The organism is Bacillus cereus group sp. Bc031 (genome assembly GCF_027716265.1).
GTDB lineage: Bacteria > Bacillota > Bacilli > Bacillales > Bacillaceae_G > Bacillus_A > Bacillus_A paranthracis.
The window spans coordinates 25,098-47,175 of sequence record NZ_JAQFUL010000011.1 but is presented as its reverse complement, the minus strand read 5'-3'; the positions used below and the strand labels follow the sequence as shown (position 1 = coordinate 47,175).

Genomic DNA, 22,078 nt, shown 5'->3' with positions numbered 1-22,078 from the left:
TTTGTTTTATTATATTGTAGATGATGATGAAGTTTTCCGTTCGATGCTTTCGCAAATTATTGAGGATGGCGATCTTGGGGAAGTAATTGGAGAATCGGAAGATGGAGCGTTTATTGAAGCAGAACAGTTAAATTATAAAAAAGTGGACATTTTATTTATTGATTTACTAATGCCGATGAGAGACGGCATTGAAACAGTTCGCCATATAGCATCTTCATTTACTGGGAAAATTATTATGATTTCCCAAGTTGAATCGAAACAGCTCATTGGTGAGGCATATACACTTGGTGTGGAATATTATATTACAAAACCACTAAACAAAATAGAAGTAGTATCTGTTGTACGAAAAGTGATAGAACGTATTCGTTTGGAACGTTCTATATATGACATTCAAAAATCATTGAATAATGTGTTTCAGTGGGAAAAGCCGCAAATGCGTAGTGAAACAGTGCAAGAAGGGAAAAAGATATCAGATTCAGGACGCTTCTTACTATCAGAACTCGGTATTGCGGGAGAGAATGGAAGTAAAGATTTGCTTAGTATGCTGGAATATTTATATGGACAAGAAAAGGCGCAAACATTTGAGTTTGGATTTCCTGCTTTAAAAGATATCTTTCACCAAATAACAGTAAAAAAATTAGGGGAACTAGCTTCAGAAGCAGATATAGAGAAGGAGAAAAAAGCATCTGAACAACGTGTGAGAAGAGCAATTTATCAATCATTAAACCATTTAGCTTCTCTTGGACTAACAGACTTTTCAAATCCGAAATTTGAAAGTTATGCTCCGAAGTTTTTTGATTTCACTGTGGTTAGAAAACGGATGACAGAAATGACAAAGGATGGGGTAGCGACTTCTGGCCATATACGAATTAATACGAAAAAATTTATTCAAGTGTTGTATTTTGAGGCGAAACGACTGATGGAGATAGAGTGAAAAGGTGCTTATAAATAAGCATCTTTTTTGTTAAATCAACATTTTATATTTTCTCGTGAAGCATGTAAAATGTTAAGTAAGAGAAAATGGTTTTACATTAAGGAAGTGTCAAAACAATGAGTTTTACATTAAATAAATCGATTATTAAAGAAGTATGTGGAGAAACCTCATATAAAAGAGGCGAAGCTTATTATAAATCAAATAAAGTAATCGTGAATTACTATGATGAAACGAAAGAAATTTGTGAGGCGACGGTAAAAGGGAACGAGGATTTTCATGTTACGGTAGAAAAAGCTAAGAAAGGTGATGTTGTTGCGAGATGTAGTTGTCCTTCGTTAGCGTCTTTCCAAACGTACTGTCAACATGTAGCAGCTGTATTGATACAAATAAATTATAATCAGCAAACGGGTGGAATGGGCTCTATTAGTAGCAGAAATGATCAATTAACAAACGGGATGTTTCAGTTGTTTGCAGATAAACCACTGAGGCCAAAAAGCAAACAACATCGGTTTGATACACGTGAAATATTAGATGTTGCGTTTATATGTTTACCAGTAGCGACGAAAAGCGGTGGGGCTCTTCTTGGAATTCAGTTAAAACTTGCCAAAACATATTTTATAAATCATATTAGAGAATTTCTTTCTAAAGTGGAGAAGAGAGAGACTTTTCATTGTTCCAATGAATTTACATATACGCCAGATGTACACAGTTTTAAACAAGAAACAGACGCGATTATACAACAACTCATTAAAATATATCATAATGAAAAAATGTATGAAGATGCACTAGAAGTACATGCGAAACAAGATGAAAGCATGATATTTATACCGCCAGCTTCGTGGAATGATATGCTCTCTGCACTTTCTAGAGCCGAGTATGTACAGCTGAAACAAAATGAGCAACTGTTTCAGGGATTACACATTTCAAAAGGGTTATTGCCATTACATTTTGAGTTTACGAAAGGGAATAATGGCGGGTTTACTCTTCATATAGACGGTCTAAATCGTGTTCGAGTTATGGAGATGTATAACAACGCTCTTTACGATGGGAAATTATATCATTTACCCATGGAAGATTGTATGCGACTTATTGAATTGCAAAAGATGATGAGTCGCTCAAATAGCAATCAGTTTTATATTCCTGAAAATAAGATGGAACATTTCGTAGCGAAAGTTGTGCCTGGATTAATGAAACTTGGAACAGTGCGCATTGATGAAGTCATATCCGATCGTGTTGAAACGCCATCGTTAAAAGCAAAGCTATATTTAGATCGTGTGAAAAATCGTTTGCTAGCAGGTCTTGAATTTCATTATGGAAACGTCGTGATTAATCCGCTAGAAGAAGACGGGCAACCTTCTGTTTTTAATCGTGATGAGAAAAAGGAAAAAGAGATTTTAGACATTATGAGTGAAAGTGCCTTTGCGAAAACAGAAGGCGGTTACTTTATGCATAATGAAGAAGCTGAGTATAACTTTTTATATCACATCGTTCCAACGTTAAAAGGTTTAGTTGATATTTACGCGACGACAGCAATTAAATTACGCATTCATAAAGGTGATACCGCACCTCTTATTAGAGTGAGAAGAAAAGAAAGAATTGATTGGTTATCATTTCGTTTTGATATAAAAGGAATACCAGAAGCTGAAATTAAAGGTGTATTAGCGGCTCTTGAGGAGAAACGTAAATATTACCGATTAGCGAATGGTTCTCTATTATCACTAGAGAGCAAAGAGTTTAATGAAATTAATCAGTTTGTAAAAGAATCAGGTATTCGAAAAGAATTTTTACATGGGGAAGAAGTGAATGTTCCGCTTATTCGGAGTGTAAAATGGATGAATGGACTACATGAAGGTAATGTTTTAAGTTTAGATGAGTCTGTTCAAGATTTAGTTGAAAGCATTCAAAATCCGAAAAAGTTAAAGTTTACAGTACCGCCAACTTTACATGCTGTAATGAGAGAGTATCAAGTATACGGGTTCGAATGGATGAAAACACTCGCCTATTACCGTTTTGGCGGTATTTTAGCAGACGATATGGGACTTGGAAAAACGCTGCAAAGTATTGCTTATATAGATTCTGTTTTGCCTGAAATTCGGGAGAAGAAGCTGCCTATATTAGTCGTTTCACCGTCCTCGCTCGTTTATAATTGGTTTAGTGAATTGAAAAAATTCGCCCCACATATTAGAGCGGTTATTGCAGATGGAAATCAAACAGAACGACGAAAAATCTTAAAAGACGTAGCGGAATTTGATGTCGTAATTACGTCATATCCATTACTAAGAAGAGATATAAGGTCGTATGCGAGGCCGTTTCATACGCTATTTCTTGATGAAGCACAGGCGTTTAAAAATCCGACAACGCAAACTGCAAGAGCAGTGAAAACAATTCAAGCTGAATATCGTTTCGGACTAACAGGAACGCCTGTAGAAAATTCATTAGAAGAGCTATGGTCTATTTTCCACGTTGTATTTCCAGAATTATTACCAGGAAGAAAAGAGTTCGGTGATTTAAGGCGTGAAGATATAGCGAAGCGCGTAAAACCTTTCGTATTAAGACGATTAAAAGAAGATGTATTACAGGAGCTGCCAGATAAAATAGAGCACTTACAGTCATCGGAGTTATTACCAGACCAAAAGAGACTATATGCTGCTTATTTAGCGAAATTAAGAGAAGAAACGTTAAAACATTTAGACAAAGACACGTTACGTAAAAATAAAATTAGAATTTTAGCTGGCTTAACGAGATTGAGACAAATTTGCTGTCATCCCGCTTTATTCGTTGATGATTATAAAGGGAGTTCAGCTAAATTTGAGCAACTGTTAGACATACTAGAGGAATGTAGAAGTACTGGTAAGAGAATTTTAATCTTTTCTCAATTTACAAAGATGCTATCCATTATTGGTCGTGAATTAAATCGTCAAGCGATTCCATACTTTTATTTAGACGGAAATACACCTTCGCAAGAACGTGTAGAGCTATGTAATCGATTTAACGAAGGGGAAGGGGACCTATTTCTCATTTCTTTAAAAGCTGGTGGTACGGGGCTTAACTTAACGGGTGCCGATACGGTTATATTATACGATTTATGGTGGAATCCAGCTGTTGAACAACAAGCAGCAGATCGGGCATATCGGATGGGACAGAAAAATACGGTACAAGTTATTAAGTTAGTGGCTCACGGAACAATCGAGGAAAAAATGCATGAACTGCAAGAGAGTAAGAAAAATTTAATTGCTGAAGTGATTGAGCCGGGAGAAGAGAAATTATCATCCATCACGGAAGAAGAAATTCGAGATATTTTAATGATCTAATAAAGAAAGCTATGCCTTCAAATATATGAGGGCATAGCTTTTTCATTGTAATAATTATATTTTGTTTTGTACAAAGTAAAGAAACTAAATGTTATTTCTTTGTACCTTTACTTTTGTATGGCTTTGCAGCTTTCTTCTTTTTTGCACTTGATTGCCAACGGTTCCACCCTTTACTTCCTGTACCTTGTCCTACACCTTTTTTCGGTTTTGCTTTCGTTTTACTCATATAATCACTCCGTTATATAAAAATCTAATTTGATAATAGTCAATGATTTAGAAAATACTCTTTATAAATGACTATGTTTGCTTTAAGGAAAACAAACTGCTTGAATGCTATAGTATATCATGAATTTGCAAGTAAACTGAAAGGAATTACAAAGAAAATGAAAATAATACGAAATACTGCGGATTCTATATTTCGAACGATTACATTAATCGTCGTATATACGTTAGTTTCAGTTAGTGAGACGTTTTTTAGAATATCTAGGCAAAAGAAGTAAAGAAGGTATATTGGAAACAATCAATAAAGCCGTAAAATAAAGAATTGAAAAATATTTTAAAACTTTTTGTTGACTTTCTTTATTTTTTGTATAGAATAATCATTAATAAAATGTTTCAGAGATGTGACAACAAAACGACTATGAAAGGACGAGTAGTAGTAGGACGTAGTCTAAGCGAGTCAGGGATGGTGTGAGCCTGATACGAAGCCTATTATGAAGAACCTCCTGGAGTTGCTAACCGAAATCCTTGATAGGAAAGTAGACTTAGCCGGGAACTTCGCCGTTACAAGAAGAACAGTATCGAGATATTTCATCTCCGTATTGTATAAGTGAGCAACCTCTGTTGCTAATTTGGGTGGTACCGCGGAACCAAAGCCTTTCGTCCCAGTTTTTTGGGAAAGAAGGGCTTTTTTTGTTGGCTTCTTTTCACAACATCCAAACATTTTAGGAGGAAACCACCATGTATCAATCATTAATGACAGTAAGAGAGACTCAAATCGCAATTAAGGAAGTTAAAACATTTTTCGAGGATCAATTAGCAAAACGACTTGAACTATTCCGCGTATCTGCACCATTATTCGTAACGAAAAAATCAGGATTAAACGATCACCTAAACGGTGTAGAACGTCCAATTGAATTTGATATGTTACACTCAGGAGAAGAATTAGAAATTGTGCACTCACTAGCGAAGTGGAAACGATTTGCACTCCATGAATATGGATATGAAGCTGGTGAAGGTTTATATACAAACATGAACGCGATCCGTCGTGATGAAGAACTTGATGCAACACATTCTATTTACGTTGACCAATGGGATTGGGAAAAAATTGTTCAAAAAGAATGGCGTACTGTAGATTACTTACAAAAAACAGTACTAACAATTTATGGAATATTCAAAGATTTAGAAGACCACTTATTTGAAAAGTATCCGTTCCTTGGGAAGTATTTACCAGAAGAAATTGTATTCGTTACTTCTCAAGAACTAGAAGATAAATATCCAGAATTAACACCGAAAGATCGTGAACATGCAATTGCAAAAGAACACGGTGCAGTCTTCATTATCGGAATTGGTGATGCACTTCGTTCAGGTGAAAAGCATGATGGACGCGCAGCTGATTATGATGATTGGAAATTAAACGGTGATATTTTATTCTGGCACCCAGTACTACAATCTTCATTCGAATTATCATCAATGGGAATTCGTGTTGATAGTAAATCACTTGATGAGCAGTTAACGAAAACAGGTGAAGACTATAAACGTGAGTATGATTTCCATAAAGGTATTTTAGAAGACATACTACCATTAACAATTGGCGGTGGTATCGGACAATCGAGAATGTGCATGTACTTCTTACGTAAAGCACATATTGGTGAAGTTCAATCTTCTGTATGGCCTGACGATTTACGTGAAGCTTGCAAGAAAGAAAACATTCATCTATTTTAATAGAAGAGAGAGAATAGCTTAAATATAGGGCTATTCTCTCTTTTTTTACTTTGTAAACGAATGGTTTACAGTGAGTTTTACTAATGGTTTCTTTCTTTTATATCTCTTTTTATGTAATAATTTGTTAAAGGAGGGGGATGTTATGAGCTTAGGAGAGCAGTTAAAAAAATTACGAGAGTCAAAGGGATTTTCACAAGAGGATGTTGCTAAAAAGATTGGTGTAACGAGGCAAGCGGTATATAAGTGGGAGAATGATAAAAGTTGTCCTGATATTGATAATTTAATTTTACTAAGCGAAATGTACAATGTTACGCTCGATGAGTTAATAAAAGGGAATCAAAACATGAAAGAAAAAATACATATTGATGAAGAAGATGAGGATTTTGAGAAAGAGAACGAGTTTGGTTTTTATATTGGATTTGGTTTACTAATTATGAGTGCGTTCATTGATTATGAAAAAATACAGGTGGTTGTATTAGGCGTTGCATTATTCATGATGGTATTTTACTCGGATGTGAAGAAAGTTATTTTGAATGAATATAGATCGTTTTTTCATAGAAAAGAGCGATAAGATATAAAATGAGAAGAGTCAGTTATATTTCCTAGGAAAAGGTAAAGCGAATAATTAAATTATTTCATAATGATTTTTGGATATTAGTGATATGTTAAAGAACTGTTTGGATAGAGTCTTGAAATCTATGTGTAAAATGAAAATATATTTTTAAAAACTCAAACAAGCATAACCACGTTCTGGAGTGAGGACGTGGTTAAAAATATAGTAGTTTCATTTATAATACATCACTTACTTGTTACCGAGTTCTTCCGCTAAACCGATTAAAACCCCTTCGGTTCCACGAATGTAGCAGAGACGGTAAGAGTTCTCGTATTGAACTACTTCACCAACGAGTTGAGCACCATGCTTAGTAGTAAGCCTAGATACCATTTCATCAATGTCTTCAACGGTGAACATGACGCGCAAATAACCGAGGGCATTGACAGGAGCTGTCAGGTGATCTCCTATAGCGGGCGGGGTAAGAAATCGCGAAAGTTCAATTCGGCAATGGCCATCTGGAGTCACCATCATAGCAATCTCTACGCACTGCGAACCGAGTCCGGTTACGCGACCAGCCCATTCCCCCTCTACAGTGGCGCGCCCTTCGAGTTTTAACCCAATCTCCTCGAAGAAAGAGATTGCATGATCAAGGGATTCTACAACGATGCTAACATTGTCCATTCTGAGTAATTTATTTTTTGACATTGTCTTTATCTCCTTATATGTAAAAGTGTATTATCTAATCATCATCTTCATTATACTATTAAAAAGTTACAAATTCCTTTCAAACAAAAACACCTTGTCACAGTTTAGGAAAATGTGACAAGGTGTTTTTAAGTATGTCATATAGTATCTTGTTAACAAACAATACCGAGACTTCCTTGCAAAAATATTTCTATCCTGTACGGCATTAAATGATCCGATTGTTGTATAGAATTAATTGTATTTTTTTAATGACACATAAATTTCTTGTCACTCTATATAATGCAAACAGCTTTCTATTTTTAATAGGAAGGAAATAGATTCATATAATTTGTTTTAAGTAATACCGCTGGAAATTAACTCATTTGTACTAAAGGCACAATTTTCGCCATAAATGATTGATGCAGTGCCTCAACACCTGTCACTAAATGAAGGCGGTCAATAACGACAGACACTTTAATTTCTGATGTACTTACCATTTTAATATGAATATTTTCTTCTTTTAAAGTAGTGAACATATTCGCAGCAACACCTGGATTAGAGACCATACCAGATCCTACAATTGATACTTTTGCTAAATGATTTTCATATTCTACTGCTTCATAGTGAAGTGCCTCTTGATTTTGTTCCAATACTTCTAATGTTTCTCTTAAATCATTAGAATGGATGGAGAAGGAGAGATGAACAGTTCCTTCATTAGTAATACTTTGAATGATGATATCTACATTAATATGTGCCGCTGCTAATGTAGAGAAAACAGTTGAAAGTGAACCTTGTTCTAATCCTTTCACTGTGATGCGTGTAATATTATCTTCAAATGCAATACCTTTAACGATTGATTGTTGTTCCATGTTACATTCTCCTTTTACAATTGTTCCGTTTTCTTGTTCCATACTTGAGCGAACTTCTAAAATGACATTATGATTTTTAGCAAACTCAACAGCACGCGGGTGTAATACACCAGCACCGAGGTTTGCAAGTTCTAACATTTCGTCATAAGAAATTTCATCTAATTTATAAGCATCGTTTACAACTCGTGGATCCGTCGTATATACGCCAGTCACATCTGTGTAAATATCACATTTTTTTGCGTTTAGTGCAGCAGCTAATGCGACAGCAGTTGTATCAGAACCACCTCGTCCAAGCGTTGTAATTTCAAAATCTTCACTGACTCCTTGGAAACCAGCTACAATAACAATCGTGCCTTTAGTAAGATAAGACTGAATTCGATCTGTATGAATGTCAGTAATCCGTGCACTACTATGTACAGATTCTGTCGTAATACCAGCTTGCCATCCTGTTAATGAAATCGCGTTATAGCCTTTTGCTTGCAGTGCCATCGTTAATAATGAAATAGTTACTTGCTCTCCTGTCGATAGAAGCATATCCATTTCGCGTTTACTTGGATTTTCTGTAATTGCGTTAGCAAGTGCTACAAGTTCATCTGTACTTTTTCCCATTGCTGAAACGACAGAGACGATACTATGTCCTCGTTCATATTCTTCAATAATTAAATTTGCTACATGTTGAATACGCTCAACACTTCCGACAGAAGTGCCACCAAATTTTTGTACAATCGTTTCCATTACGAATTCCTTCTTTCATCCATTTTTAAGAATAGATTAGGATATATACAAATCCCAATATTCCTGTAGTTACCAGAGAAAAACAAAAAACACCATCTCAAATAAGTGAGGATGGTGCTGTTACAGGAAAAGGGAAACAGAAAACGGAGCTAATAAAAAAAACCGCCAAAAAAGGAATACCATGAAAATGATATCTCTTTTTTGTAGATAGCTCTTCATACATACACGTCTGTACATATGACAGTTCTGTTTCTATTCGAAAACAGCCCCAATCGATACATACAGAGAAATATATCGATTTCGGCAATACTTCCTTTCATCTAATTTCATAGACATCTCTGTGTCTCCATTAGAATACTCATAAGTATCGCAACCTCTATCTCACGTTTTAGGCGAGAGTGTTTGATTTATGAAGTTGTTGGTAACATTTGTTTTATAATAATTTATATTTTTCGAGGAATCAAGTGTTTTGTATATATTTTAAAAATTCTTTCTTTTTGTTAGAAAGTTTGTGAAAAATGTAGCAAAATAAATATATTACATGTACATTAAAATTATAGTGCATTGGAGGTGGAGGAATGAAGGGGAAAAAGCCTATTTATGTTTCGGCAGAAATGAACACAACAATGGAGAAATTATGGAAATACACGCAAGAACCACATATACATACAGAATGGGATGCTCGCTTTACTGAAATTTCGTATGTAGAGAAAAAAGAAGGAGAACCACAGAAGTTTTTATATAAAACAAAAATCGGATTTGGACTTGAAATAGCTGGGGAAGGGGAATCGATAGGTGAAATAAGAAAAGAAACGGGTGAAAGAATTTCTTCTTTAAAGTTTTGGACGGATAATACATTATCTCTTATTCAAATAGGGCGTGGTTATTGGAAGTATACACCGTGTAAAGAACACATTCATTTTGAGACACAATATGATTATGATACGAGGTTTGGTCGTATAGGGAATGTAATAGATTTCTATATGTTTCGGCCGTTATTAGGCTGGGCGACTGCTTGGAGTTTTGATGCTTTAAAATTATGGTTAGAAAAGGGACTTTATCCTAGATTGCTCATTAGAAGAACAGTGACGTATTGGCTCGTATGTTTTTTATTTGCTTTCGTATGGATGTATCAAGGAATAGTACCGAAACTAGTGTTTACTCATTCAGAAGAAGTAAAAATGCTATCGGTGATGGTTGGTTCAACTGAACATAGTGTTTTTATACTTAAAATAATTGGATTACTAGAAATTATTTTTGGTGTCCTATGGCTGTTACCATTTCCAAAACGAAAAGTATTTGTCGTACATATTTTTATGTTAATAGCCTTAACGATAGCAGCAGGATTTACGAATATCGCAAGCTTTACAGAGCCGTTTAATCCAATTACGTTAAATCTACTTCTAATTGGATTATCGATTGTCGGTTATATAAATAGTACGAATTTGCCAAGTGCAAAAAATTGCAAGAGGAAGAGAAAGGGGTAATGTATGGCTAATATGTATGAAAGATTATTAGGGGATTCTTATAAAAAACTTCATCCGAAATTACAGAAACGTTATGAGATTACAGAAGAAAATAGCTTTATTGGAGAAGGGAAGATGGATGAAATTTACGGTGGTTCTTTTTTCGTAAAATTCATATTAAAAATTGCATCGAAGTTTCGAATGTTTTTCTCTGAGAGAGGTAAGGGAGTGCCATTTACAATACATAATACCGCTGAGCGTGATGAACATGGACATGAACTTGTGCGGTGGAATCGTACTTTTTACTTTCGTAATAAGAAAAGATATTTTAATGCGGTAATGAAACTTGATGAAAATGAAATTGTAGATTATTTTGGTGAACCACATTTACTCGTCTCTACATTGGATTTTTATATTGATGAGTTAGGGGCAATGCATATCTCTTCAAAGAAACAATGGTTTTATATGTTTGGAAGAAAAATCTCTTTACCGAAATTTTTATACGGAGAGGCAAACATTGTTGAAAGTTATGATGACGAATTACAATGTTTTCGAATTCATGTTCAAGTACAAAATCCGTTAATTGGTTCGCTATTTTCATATAAGGGAACATTTGTGGAGAGGAAATAAATGATATGAAAAATATAATAGTTGGGCTTGCTTGTTATATTATTTTTCTAATATGTGAGTGGTCAAATGTAAACCCAGTTGAAGCAATTATTTTATTATCTATTTTGTTATGTATACCGATGTCTTTTTGTATTATTGATAAAAGAGCACGAAATGGATCGTATTTATTATTTTATAAATCCGTATCGTTTTTATATCCGATAGCAGCGATTTGTGCAATGTTAGCTTTCGTAACAAATCAATATATCTTTGCGATAATTTGGTTTGTATATACGGGGATCGTTGCGTTATTTGGTATAAATAGATTACTAGAAAGAGGATGGACACCGTTAGAAGAGACAGCTATCGATAGTGCGTTTATTTATTTGTTTTTAGGTGGTTTTTGGTTTTTTGCTTCTGTAGCAAAGCTTTCCATTATGCACTTTAGTTCTGACATTGTTTTACTCACAGCTGCACACTTTCATTATTCGGCGTTTCTATTGCCGTTATCGGCTGGTTTAATTGGGAGAAAAAGAGAAAAGAGAAGTAAAGTATATGATGTTATTATGTTTGTCATCGTTATTTCACCTCTGACAGTCGCAGTAGGAATTACGTATTCAAGGGTATTTGAATTTTTTGCAGTGTTCCTATATTTATGCGTTATTTATGGTTATGGAATTTATGTTTGGCGTACGAAATTTAATGCTATCAACGCAAAGATTCTGCTGATCATATCGTCTAGTACACTTATGGTAACAATTATGTTTTCACTTATATACTCGTATGGGAATTTGAAACATGTAATGACGATTACAATTGCTCAAATGGTTTGGATTCACGGTGTTGTGAATGGAATTGGAGTAGCGTTACCGGCATTTGTCGGCTGGATGATTGAAAAGAGTGTTCCGAACTATAAATATTACGGGAAACCAATGAGCAGATTAAGAGGAAAGGCGACAGTTGGTGAAGCGTTTTTACATAACAGAAATGTAATAGATAGTAAGGAATACAACGGTTTAGTTGATAAAATGGATGATTTTCATAGTGAGGCATTTGACGTGACAAAGATACCTTTAAGCATTATTCGGTTTTATGAAAATACAAAAGAGTATGAGTTACAATCGCATATTAAATGGACTCGTTCGTTCCGCCTGTTAGCATTTTGTTATGAGAAAATGAGTAAGCGTGTAGGACAAATACATTTAGGAATGGGCGGCAAGTGGGAAACAATGCACGGCTCTATCATAGGGGTAATGGATGAGAAGGATGGAAGGGAGAATGTAAGAGCTTGGTTAAGAAAAAATGAAGCAGGAGCATCTATTTTTGTAGCTCTTTACTCAAAACATACGTATAAGAATGAGACATATATGAATATTGCATTACCTCTACCATATTCGAATATGACGGGGGTTTTAAAATTACGTAATGATAATAATAATTTAATTATTACTAGTAAGTTGAGAAGAAATGGTAAGGGAGATGAGGGGATTTATTTACATACTCGTTTCTTTACAGTACGGTTACCGTTAGCAGAGACGTTTATTATTAAAGAGGGCACCAATCAAATGTTAGAAGCTAACCATAAAATGTGGATATTTGGAGTTAAGTTTTTAGAAATTGATTATGAGATTAAGAAAATAGAGGAGAAGTAAGAAAAGCTTGGAGAGATTCCAAGCTTTTTTACGTATGGGTAATTGTCATAGCGACTTGTTTATCTAAGTCTTTGTCCCAAACACGTTGAATTTCAAACGTACCTTTTGCAAAAAATAATGGAAATCTTTCTTTAAACCAATTTTGCATAGGAAGATTTAGTGCTGTATCGATTGGTACCCATAATAATTTGCCTTCAGGAGGATTCGAAAGGAGTTCACCTTCAAATGAATCTGTCCAATAGTTAAATACCATATATCGAACATTTTCTTTCGGATTTACATATTCATCTAATCCCTTAAAGGTTAAAGTTGAAACAAGTAATCCAGTTTCTTCTTTTACTTCTCGTTTAGCAGCTTGAACGATACTTTCTGGAAAATCTACTTTTCCGCCGGGAGCGATGTAACCAGGAAAACCTCGATGATCGGGGCGTTTTATAAGTAAAACTTCATTATTGCGCTGCATCATACACATTGTATAGATGCGGTGTTCGATGTTATGTGAATTTGGCATAATGATGTATTCTCCTTTATATTTTTTGATAATTTTACCATGATATAATGATTTCTTATATAATTAAAAATAGAAGATTAGGAATTTTTAGTTGCTTCGTATAAATTCTATAGTTATTTGAAAAGAGGAGAGGGAAATGCAAGGGGGAATACAAAGAGAAAAGGGTTTAGGGTATGTTGGCAAATTATTATTGCCAGTTAAAGCGTCACCACATTTTAAATTTTTATGGATTGGGCAATTGCTTTCGACTTTAGGTAGTTCGATAACGATGGTTATTTTGCCAGTCGTTGTGTATTCATTAACTGGTTCAACAGTTGTAATGGGAATGACTATGGCAATGTACATGCTTCCTAATATTCTTGCGTTACCGTTTGCGGGATTAGTAGTAGATCGAATGGATCGGGTGAAAGTAATGTTATTTACAGATATAGTTCGCTGCATATTAATGCTATTACTTGCAACACTTATATTTATGGATGTATTAACAATTCCACTTCTATATGTCCTCGTAGCATTATATGGACTTATGGAAGGCATATTTCAGCCAGCGTATGCGGCTGTAAGAGCGAAAGTATTTGTACCAGAAATTCGAAATGCAGCTAATGCATTAACGCAAATGAGTAATCAAGGTATACGACTAATTGGACCGGCTCTTGGAGGATTAATCGTTTCAGTTGCATCTGCCGGAATAGGGTTTGGACTAGATGCAGTAACGTATTTGTTATCATTTTTTTGTTTATTATTTTTAAGAGAAATAAAGTTTAAAAAAGTAAAACCTATTGAAAAGAAAAAATTCGATTATAAACAAGAGTTTATGGAAGGTGTTTTTGTTTTAAAAAGTCATCCGTGGCTATGGATTACAATTTTAGTCTTTTCTTTCATCAATATTTGTTATGCAGGAATTATCGTCGTATTAATTCCATGGTTATTTAATGTTCATCATCATTTTGAAGCATATGTGTATGGATTAGGAATGGCATCCTCTGGTGTTGGAGCTGTAGTTGCTGCGCTAATATTTGGCGGGAGAGAACGGTGGTATAAGCGGGGAGTACTTGCCTATGGTGGTGTTTTAATAAGTGGTTGTGCGCTTTTAATAATGCCGTTCATTACTTGGGCACCTGTTTTAATTGTATTAATGGCAATTGAAGGGTTCGGTATGATGATATTTGGACTCATTTGGGAAACGAGTTTACAAGAGCTTGTGCCAGAAGAAGCATTTGGAAGAGTGGCAAGCCTTGATATGTTAGGTTCATTTGCTTTATTGCCACTAGGTTATGTAGCTGTAGGATGGTTAGCTACTGTCATAGGTGGCGAGATAACGATTATAACACTAGCTATTTTAGTACTTGTAACAATTGGAGTAGCATTATGTGTGCCGAGTATTCGAAGATTTGATTGATGATATAAGGGAAGGTGGGAACGACTTATATGCTTATAGAAAATTTGAACGATATAGTCGCAAAGGAATGGGACAACCAATATACTTTGCAGGAAAAGGTCTTTGAAGCAAAAAATTTCACAGTCTATATTGCTACCCATAGAGAAAATAAGCTAGCATATAATCAACTAGTATTAATAAAACATTTTTGTAACGAAAAGCCTTCCGTGCATATTTGGCATAAGAAAATTAGCACCGATGCAACAAAACTGGACATAACAAAAGAAGTGACAGAAGCCATTCAAACTGGTTTTGTAAATGAAGAGTAAGCCCTAATTAAATTAGGGCTTACTCTTCATTAAATACAAATGTTTGTTTCATTTTTTTACTTTCATTTACTGGATGGCCGTTGTAAGAAAAGTTCTTTTCTTCCCAAGTAATCACAACTTTAAAATTATGACTATTAAAGTCTAATGGGAATACCATGTAGTCAAAGCTTGTATGACTTTTAGAAATATTTTCATTAGGTGTAGTAGGTTTAAAGGTAGCTTTAGAGGTAGGATTGTTATCAAGTATTTCCACGGATACGTTTGATACATCATGACCGATGTTTTTTACGAGTAAACTATATGTATCAAATACACCTTGTTTTGGCTGGATTGCTTGCTTGTTTACGTTATGAGATTTATCAATTTCGATATACCATTGTTTAGACTTTGATGCAATTGGTAGTGATTGAAATGTGTATGCACTAGCTTGTATTGGTAGTGCTAAGCATATAAGCGTAAAGAGAGTTAATATTTTTCGTTTCATTTTTTGAGAGCTCCCATTCTTTAATGGATTTTTTGTTATTTTCTTCTCTTTTTGAGATAATATACCATACGGTTTAGGGGGAGGATATATTGAAAGAGCTCGTAAGTATGGGAAGCAGTATTTTTCTACAATTATTATTTTTGTATATATTTATTTCTGGTGTTTTATTAGAACTCAATCCATGGTATGCAGTAGTTGTTTATGTGACTATTGCTATAATAAGTCTTCTTCTGGGGGTATACTCGATGATTTTCTCTATGAAGAGAAGGCCGAATACTCTTTTTCTAACATTACCAGGTGGAATTATAATAACATTATTTTCAATGTTAATCATTGGATTTACAGTATTTGCTTATTTTTTACCAGAAGGAGGTATTCCGCCTGTCATTCGTTTGTAGTATGAGTGAATCGATGGAGTTTCTATTTTTATTTTTAGTCTTTCTAAGTAAGCGACATACATCTTAAAAAAGGAAACTGTGTAGAGATTTTTTTGCATAGTCTCCTTTTTTGTTTTTGTAATTAATAATAGGTGTGCTTAAAAATATATTGGTGAAGTTAATTTATCGATATAAAAAAAGTAGAGATTGTTTTTCGAAAAAAATTTTAATTTGAAAAAAATCCCAATGGATATGTTAAAATAACATTGTCATACAACAAGGGGGATTTGTTTTATGGAACATGGATATCTTGCTAAAGTAAATGTAACGAAAAGAATTGAATCGAAATCTAAGTACAATAAGAAACTTGAAAAATATCAAAGGCGCTTATTAGCGTTGCAGCAAATAGTAAAAGAAGAAAAAATCGCAGTTATGCTCGTTATGGAAGGCTGGGATGCGGCTGGAAAAGGCGGAGCGATTAAACGAGTGACAGAGCACCTTGATCCGCGTGGGTTTCAAGTAAATCCAATTGGAGCACCGGCACCTCATGAGAAACGGTACCATTACTTGCAACGTTTCTGGCGGAAACTACCTCAGTACGGGCAAATTACTATTTTCGATCGCTCGTGGTACGGCCGCGTGTTAGTTGAGCGTGTTGAAGGGTTTGCTACAAAGGAAGAGTGGACGAGAGCGTATGACGAGATTAATGATTTTGAAAAACTATTAACAGATGATCATTATATAATCGGGAAGTTTTTCTATCATATTAGTAAAGATGAACAGTTAAAGAGGTTTAAGGATAGAGAGAACAATCCTTTAAAAAGATGGAAAATTACAGATGAAGATTGGCGTAACCGTGAAAAATGGGACGAGTATGTTGAGGCAATGGAAGACATGTTTGAAAAAACAAATAAGTCTAATGCAAAATGGCAAATAATCGCGAGCAACGATAAATTATACGCACGTTTGAAAACGTTGAAAGTGATTATTTCGTTAATTGAGGATTATTTTGTAGAGCATGGTATAGAATTGCCTTCTTATTATTATGAAATGAAAGAAGGTAAGACGGAAGACTTTGAAACGAATCAAGATGTAGTTGTAAAATAGTACAAGGTTTACATATGAAATATAAAGTAGAGATACCCTGTAATTTTGAACAATAAAATTACAGGGTGTTTTTTATTTAGAAACATTTTACAAATAACAGAATAAGGTATATAATCAATAATCATATTAACATTGTTAATATGATTATTGATTATATACTATGTGGGGGTCTTATTTTGAAAGGAAGAGATGTTGTTTTAGGTTTATTAATGGGAAAAGAATTGTCTGGTTATGATATTAAAATTGTGTTTGAAGATGTATTTACTCATTTCTTTGATGGAAGTTTTGGGATGATCTATCCAACGTTACGTCAGTTGGAAAAAGAGGGGAAAATAAAAAAAGAAGTTGTTATGCAAGAAGGGAAACCGAATAAGAAAATGTACTTTATTACAGATGCAGGGCGTGAAGAGTTTTATCAATACATGCAAACGGATGTAGAGAAAGATGTTTTACGTTCAGATTTTTTAATGAGGATGTATTTCGGTAATTACAGCGATGGTCAGGCGATAAAAAAATGGATTAAGGACGAAATTGAAAGGAAAGAAGCATACATTGCGGATCTACGTCTGAAATATGAAAAGTGGAGAGAAGGTATTACTTTTGTTGAGGAAATTTCACTTGATGTAGGAATCGCATCGTATAGTGCTCAAGTAGAGACTTTGAAAAGAAAACTAGAGCAACTAGAAGCAAAAGAACACAATAAAATGGAAGACTGAAAAAACGTTCATAATAAATAAAGGGGTAGAAGAACATGGAACAATCAAAGGGTATTAAGATTGTCTTTTTAATGTGCTTAGGTATATTTCTTTGTATGATTGATACGACAATTATGAATATAGCTTTACCAGCGATACAAACGAGTGTAAATACTTCATTAGAAAAGATGTCTTGGGTATTAAATGTTTATACAATGACAATAGCTGTACTCGCTATTCCGCTAGGACGGATAGCTGATATTTTTGGGAAAGCAAAGATGTATATTGTTGGTTTGATAATTTTTGGTGGTGGATCAGTACTTTGTGCTTTTGCTAATACGGGCGATTTTCTTATCTTTTCTCGCTTTATACAAAGTGTAGGTGCAGCGATTTTATTTCCAACTAGTATGGTAATTGGCGTATCAGCTATGCCATTAGCAAAGAGGCATGTTGCACTTGCGATTTTGGGAGTAACACAGGGACTATCAGCTGCGATGGGTCCAGTAATAGGTGGAATTATTACACAAAATTTCGGTTGGAGATGGGTGTTCTTCGTAAATGTTCCAATTTGTATTCTTGGAATCATTTTATGCTGCATTATGTTACAAATAAAAAATGAAGAACGTATTATCTCAAAAATAGATTGGGTAGGACTACTATTAAGTAGCTTAGCAATTTTTTCTTTTACTCTCGTATTAGTAAAAGGAAATACATGGGGATGGCAAAGTAACATAGCCTTGTCTTGTTATGCAATTAGCACTATTTCTCTTATTCTATTTGTTCTAGTGGAACGAAAGGTTCATAATCCAATGGTGAATTTAAATTTATTTCAAGATCGAATGTTTGTTGGAGCATCTATCGTTGTTATATTAAGTAATGTATTTTTAATTGGAGTTACTGTATTGCTTCCGACGTTCTTGACGAAAATACAAGGTCGAACGGAAATTGAAGCAGCTTTTTTAGTGACACCTATTTCAGCAATGATATTTTTTGTCTCACCAGCTGCAGCAACTTTAATTAAAAAACTCGGAAAAGTAACTATTATTTTATCAGGCTTTCTTGTGATGGGCTTATCTTATTATTGGTTGCAAATGATTGATGTTAATTCAACAAATATAGAAATTATTATTCCATGTATGATACTAGGTGTTGGGTATGGTTTAGTAGTAGGTCCAATTACAGTTTTAAGTGCTTCTTCGTTTGAAGGGGAATTATTAACTGCTTCTCAAAGTGTCGTGTCAATGTTGCGGCAAGTAGGTATTGTTTTAGCGGTCGCAATATTTGTATCTAACTTAACTCACAACTTAACTGTAAATAAAGAGAATGTATATCGTTATGCAGAAGAAAAGGTGCGTAATATTCATGTAGGTAATACTCAGCAAGCGGAGATATTACAAATGACAAAAGAAAAAATAGAGAATCAAAGTATAGAAACGAATGTAGAAAAGCATCAAAATGAAAAATTTGTAGGGTTACATAAAGAGAAAAAAGACGAATTAATTCACCAAAAAGTAGATGAAGTGTTAAATGCTGTTCCAGTAGAATATAGAGATATAAAAAGAGAAGAAGTTATGAATCAAGTGACAAATGAAGTTGAAAAACAAGAGGAAAGTATAAAGAAAGAAGTACTCGCATTTTCGAATGATGTAAACCATTATGCTAAGAGTCAGATGGCGATGAGTTTTACAGATTTATATAAAGCGAGTGTGCCAATTATTTTAATTTGTGCTTTAGTAAGTTTGTTATTTTCGGAAAGAAAGGTTTTGAGTAAAAAGAAAAGTGGAAGAGTAGTAGAGGAAGTGTAAAGAAAACAGGCTAATAGCAGCTTGTTTTTTGTTTTTTGATTACATATTGTGAATGGTAGAATTTTTAATATAGCATGAGAGAAGTCGAGTTTGGTTAGAAAGTTTTTTAGAATGAAAGAGAAGAATGGAAAATGGCATTGAATATGTAACGTTAAACATAGTACATTAACAAGAGGGTTTAATTTGAAAGGGAGGATGAAGAATTGTTACATAAGGCGGGGGCTTTAATAAGTAATCGTATGTATACAGAAGAGGGACAACGAAAATTATACAAAAGAACGTTAATAATCGTAAGTATTTCACAAATGTTCGGCGGAGCTGGGTTAGCTGCTGGGATTACAGTAGGTGCACTTCTTGCGCAGCAAATGCTTGGGACAGATGCATTTGCAGGTTTACCGGCTGCTATGTTTACGATGGGATCTGCGATAGCGGCTTTCTTTGTTGGGAAGTTATCGCAAAAGTATGGTCGCCGCGTAGGGCTTGCAGCGGGTTTATAGTAGGTGGACTAGGGGCTATTGGAGTTGTATTGGCAGCTTTAATAAATAGTATTATTCTTTTACTAGTTTCTTTACTCATATATGGCGCGGGTACAGCTACAAATTTACAAGCGCGTTATGCTGGAACGGATTTAGCGAATAAGAAGCAAAGAGCAACTGCCATTAGTATTACGATGGTAATGACGACTTTTGGTGCAGTCGCAGGTCCAAATTTAGTAGGTGTAATGGGAAGGTTTGCTCATTCAATTGGAATTCCTGAACTTGCTGGCCCATTCATATTATCAGCGGCGGCGTTTATACTGGCGGGTCTTGTCCTTTTTGTTATGCTACGTCCAGATCCGTTACTTATTGCTAATATGATAGAATCATATAAACAAGAACATACATATAAAGGGCAACCAGTAACAGAAGAAGCGAAAGAAAATAAAAGAGGCATTACGGTTGGAGCTATCGTAATGATACTTACACAAATCGTGATGGTTGCAATTATGACAATGACGCCAGTTCATATGGGGCACCATGGTCATGCTTTAAGTGCAGTAGGTCTTGTAATTGGTTTTCATGTAGGTGCAATGTATCTTCCATCTCTCGTTACAGGAATATTAATTGATAAAATTGGCAGAACTACGATGAGTATAGCTGGTGGAGTAATCTTATTAGCAGCAGGTGTCATAGCTGCGATAGCGCCGAGTGATTCTTTAATACTATTAATCGTTGCTTTGTCTTTACTTGGATTAGGGTGGAACCTCGGTTTAATAAGTGGTACTGCTCAAATTGTTGATGCAACTATACCTTCCACACGTGCAAAAACACAAGGGAAGATAGATGTGTTTATTGCGTTAGCTGGAGCTTCTGGTGGAGCGATGTCAGGAATGGTAGTAGCGAATTCAAGTTATGCGGCATTGTCATTAGCTGGAGGAGTGTTAGCTTTCATGCTTATTCCTGTTGTGATATGGTCTCGAAAAGGAGAAAGAAATTAAAGAAGAGGTTCTAGTTATTGACTAGAACCTCTTTTTCATGCATTTAACTTAAATCCCACTCCACAATAAGACCTAAATGTGTAAGACCACCACCAAATCCGTACAGTAAAAGTGTGTCTCCGTTATTTAATTTCCCTTCTTTTCTAGCTAAATCTAGAGCGAGTGGAATAGAGACAGAAGATGTATTCCCCATATATTCCACGCTCGTTAATGTTTTTTGTATTGGAATTTGAGATTTTTCACAAATAGATTCAATCATGCGTAAGTTAGCGCTATGAGGAATGAGCCAGTCTATATCATCTTTTTGCATATTTGCAGTATGTAATAGTTCTTTTATACCTGCTGGCACCGTACGTGTTGCCCATTTATATACTTCAATTCCATTTTGAACGATTTTTTCATTTGTTTGCAGTTGTGTGCCATTCATAGTAGTAGATAAATTTGTTCTGTATAGGTGAATTCCGCCGTCACCGTTTGTGCCCATGTGATACGCGATAAAGCTTGGTTTGTTTTCATCTCTTTCTAATAAAATAGCGCCAGCACCATCGCCAAATAAAATGCAGGTCGTTCTATCGGTGTAATCAGTAACTTTTGATAATGTCTCGGTCGCTACGACAAGTACTTTTTTATGTGATCCAGAAGTAATCAAGCTATTACCGACGTGCAAGCCATATGTGAAACCAGCGCAAGTGGCATTTAAATCAAATGCCATTGTATGAGGTATGTTGAAGTATTGTTGTATTTGGCAAGCAACACTAGGGAAAACGTAATCAGCAGTAGTAGTAGCGACAATGATACAGTCGACATCTTCTAAGTTTTTCTTATATGTTGTACATAAATTTTCAACTGCTTTAATGGCTAAGTTTGAGGCGTATTCATCTTCGCTAGCGATTCTTCTTTCCTTCATTCCTGTTCTTTGTACAATCCATTCATCATTCGTATCGATCATTTTTTCTAAATCATGATTTGATAATATTTGTTCTGGAACATGAGTACCAATTGCAGTGATACGGGATTTAGAATTCATAGGAACAGCTCCTAACTTCATTTTATAACCTGATACTAATATCAGGTTATAAAAATGTCAATATAGATTTTTAGTGTATTGAACGACTTAGCTTACTATGGAGGAATTTAGCGAGTGTTGTAAAAATAATA

20 protein-coding genes, 1 pseudogene, 1 riboswitch and 1 other annotated feature are annotated in these 22,078 nt (G+C 34.8%); of the genes and pseudogenes, 15 read left to right on the top strand and 6 right to left on the bottom strand.

Annotation, left to right across the window (positions count from 1 at the left end; genetic code table 11):
- The first annotated feature begins 1 nt into the window (after position 1).
- Together PDQ33_RS06760 and PDQ33_RS06755 are read left to right on the top strand one after the other, a co-directional pair.
- Entirely contained in the window at positions 2-934 is a 933-nt protein-coding gene (locus tag PDQ33_RS06760; protein ID WP_000500322.1) for a response regulator, read from the top strand.
- A gap of 116 nt (positions 935-1,050) precedes the next feature.
- Positions 1,051-4,245, top strand: coding sequence for a DEAD/DEAH box helicase (locus PDQ33_RS06755; protein ID WP_061130794.1), 3,195 nt, complete (start codon positions 1,051-1,053; stop codon positions 4,243-4,245).
- 91 nt (positions 4,246-4,336) lie between these two features.
- On the opposite strand, the gene PDQ33_RS06750 is transcribed toward PDQ33_RS06755, so the two are convergent.
- Complete coding sequence (locus PDQ33_RS06750) at positions 4,337-4,471, bottom strand: DUF3934 domain-containing protein (RefSeq protein ID WP_000047591.1); 135 nt, start codon at positions 4,469-4,471, stop codon at positions 4,337-4,339.
- Between the two features lie 100 nt (positions 4,472-4,571).
- Here PDQ33_RS06750 and PDQ33_RS06745 point away from each other — a divergent pair, with 100 nt between their 5' ends.
- The 3 genes from PDQ33_RS06745 (at position 4,572) to PDQ33_RS06735 (ending at position 6,760) form a co-directional block, all read left to right on the top strand.
- Positions 4,572-4,745 (top strand): hypothetical protein, encoded by a 174-nt coding sequence (locus tag PDQ33_RS06745; protein WP_033670848.1) that lies wholly within the window; start codon positions 4,572-4,574, stop codon positions 4,743-4,745.
- Positions 4,746-4,876: 131 nt separating this feature from the next.
- Positions 4,877-5,135, top strand: a binding site (T-box leader).
- A 70-nt stretch (positions 5,136-5,205) separates the two neighbouring features.
- Positions 5,206-6,189 (top strand): aspartate--ammonia ligase, encoded by a 984-nt coding sequence (gene asnA, locus PDQ33_RS06740; protein WP_000284909.1) that lies wholly within the window; start codon positions 5,206-5,208, stop codon positions 6,187-6,189.
- Between the two features lie 142 nt (positions 6,190-6,331).
- The gene (locus tag PDQ33_RS06735) at positions 6,332-6,760 is read left to right on the top strand and encodes a helix-turn-helix domain-containing protein (protein ID WP_061130796.1); all 429 of its coding nucleotides are present in this window, start codon (positions 6,332-6,334) and stop codon (positions 6,758-6,760) included.
- 231 nt (positions 6,761-6,991) lie between these two features.
- On the opposite strand, the gene PDQ33_RS06730 is transcribed toward PDQ33_RS06735, so the two are convergent.
- Together PDQ33_RS06730 and PDQ33_RS06725 are read right to left on the bottom strand one after the other, a co-directional pair.
- Complete coding sequence (locus PDQ33_RS06730) at positions 6,992-7,447, bottom strand: VOC family protein (protein ID WP_270755161.1); 456 nt, start codon at positions 7,445-7,447, stop codon at positions 6,992-6,994.
- A gap of 353 nt (positions 7,448-7,800) precedes the next feature.
- Positions 7,801-9,030, bottom strand: coding sequence for an aspartate kinase (locus tag PDQ33_RS06725; protein ID WP_061130798.1), 1,230 nt, complete (start codon positions 9,028-9,030; stop codon positions 7,801-7,803).
- Positions 9,031-9,230: 200 nt separating this feature from the next.
- A riboswitch (Lysine riboswitch) is annotated at positions 9,231-9,417 on the bottom strand.
- 191 nt (positions 9,418-9,608) lie between these two features.
- Between PDQ33_RS06725 and PDQ33_RS06720 the strand changes: the two genes are divergently transcribed.
- The 3 genes from PDQ33_RS06720 to PDQ33_RS06710 are packed head-to-tail and all read left to right on the top strand — an operon-like array spanning position 9,609 to position 12,757.
- Complete coding sequence (locus PDQ33_RS06720) at positions 9,609-10,517, top strand: DoxX-like family protein (RefSeq protein ID WP_061130799.1); 909 nt, start codon at positions 9,609-9,611, stop codon at positions 10,515-10,517.
- Positions 10,518-10,520: 3 nt separating this feature from the next.
- The gene (locus PDQ33_RS06715) at positions 10,521-11,126 is read left to right on the top strand and encodes a DUF4166 domain-containing protein (RefSeq protein ID WP_061130800.1); all 606 of its coding nucleotides are present in this window, start codon (positions 10,521-10,523) and stop codon (positions 11,124-11,126) included.
- Between the two features lie 5 nt (positions 11,127-11,131).
- On the top strand, positions 11,132-12,757 hold the full coding sequence (locus tag PDQ33_RS06710) for a YndJ family protein (RefSeq protein ID WP_071742605.1): 1,626 nt from the start codon (positions 11,132-11,134) through the stop codon (positions 12,755-12,757).
- 28 nt (positions 12,758-12,785) lie between these two features.
- Here PDQ33_RS06710 and PDQ33_RS06705 read toward each other — a convergent pair whose 3' ends face one another.
- Positions 12,786-13,268 (bottom strand): 8-oxo-dGTP diphosphatase, encoded by a 483-nt coding sequence (locus tag PDQ33_RS06705; protein ID WP_061130802.1) that lies wholly within the window; start codon positions 13,266-13,268, stop codon positions 12,786-12,788.
- Between the two features lie 136 nt (positions 13,269-13,404).
- On the opposite strand from PDQ33_RS06705, the gene PDQ33_RS06700 reads away from it, so the two are divergent.
- On the top strand, positions 13,405-14,667 hold the full coding sequence (locus tag PDQ33_RS06700) for an MFS transporter (RefSeq protein WP_061130803.1): 1,263 nt from the start codon (positions 13,405-13,407) through the stop codon (positions 14,665-14,667).
- A gap of 29 nt (positions 14,668-14,696) precedes the next feature.
- Positions 14,697-14,975, top strand: a complete 279-nt coding sequence (locus PDQ33_RS06695; RefSeq protein WP_016717143.1) for a hypothetical protein — start codon at positions 14,697-14,699, stop codon at positions 14,973-14,975.
- Positions 14,976-14,994: 19 nt separating this feature from the next.
- On the opposite strand, the gene PDQ33_RS06690 is transcribed toward PDQ33_RS06695, so the two are convergent.
- Complete coding sequence (locus PDQ33_RS06690) at positions 14,995-15,459, bottom strand: hypothetical protein (protein WP_000823326.1); 465 nt, start codon at positions 15,457-15,459, stop codon at positions 14,995-14,997.
- An 89-nt stretch (positions 15,460-15,548) separates the two neighbouring features.
- On the opposite strand from PDQ33_RS06690, the gene PDQ33_RS06685 reads away from it, so the two are divergent.
- The 5 genes and pseudogenes from PDQ33_RS06685 to PDQ33_RS06665 all read left to right on the top strand — a co-directional run bounded on the left by PDQ33_RS06685 (position 15,549) and on the right by PDQ33_RS06665 (position 20,920).
- Positions 15,549-15,857, top strand: a complete 309-nt coding sequence (locus PDQ33_RS06685; RefSeq protein ID WP_000661601.1) for a hypothetical protein — start codon at positions 15,549-15,551, stop codon at positions 15,855-15,857.
- A gap of 273 nt (positions 15,858-16,130) precedes the next feature.
- A complete protein-coding gene (locus PDQ33_RS06680; RefSeq protein ID WP_270755158.1) occupies positions 16,131-16,943 on the top strand; it encodes a polyphosphate kinase 2 family protein in 813 nt (270 codons plus the stop codon).
- Positions 16,944-17,119: 176 nt separating this feature from the next.
- Positions 17,120-17,659, top strand: a complete 540-nt coding sequence (locus PDQ33_RS06675; RefSeq protein ID WP_061131122.1) for a PadR family transcriptional regulator — start codon at positions 17,120-17,122, stop codon at positions 17,657-17,659.
- Between the two features lie 35 nt (positions 17,660-17,694).
- A complete protein-coding gene (locus PDQ33_RS06670; protein ID WP_061131123.1) occupies positions 17,695-19,443 on the top strand; it encodes an MFS transporter in 1,749 nt (582 codons plus the stop codon).
- Between the two features lie 239 nt (positions 19,444-19,682).
- A pseudogene (locus PDQ33_RS06665) lies at positions 19,683-20,920 on the top strand (MFS transporter).
- Between the two features lie 43 nt (positions 20,921-20,963).
- Here the strand turns inward: PDQ33_RS06665 and PDQ33_RS06660 are convergent.
- Positions 20,964-21,947 carry a ketoacyl-ACP synthase III gene (locus PDQ33_RS06660; protein ID WP_270755155.1) on the bottom strand — a complete coding sequence of 328 codons (984 nt, stop codon included), beginning with the start codon at positions 21,945-21,947 and terminating at the stop codon, positions 20,964-20,966.
- Between the last annotated feature and the right edge of the window lie 131 nt (positions 21,948-22,078).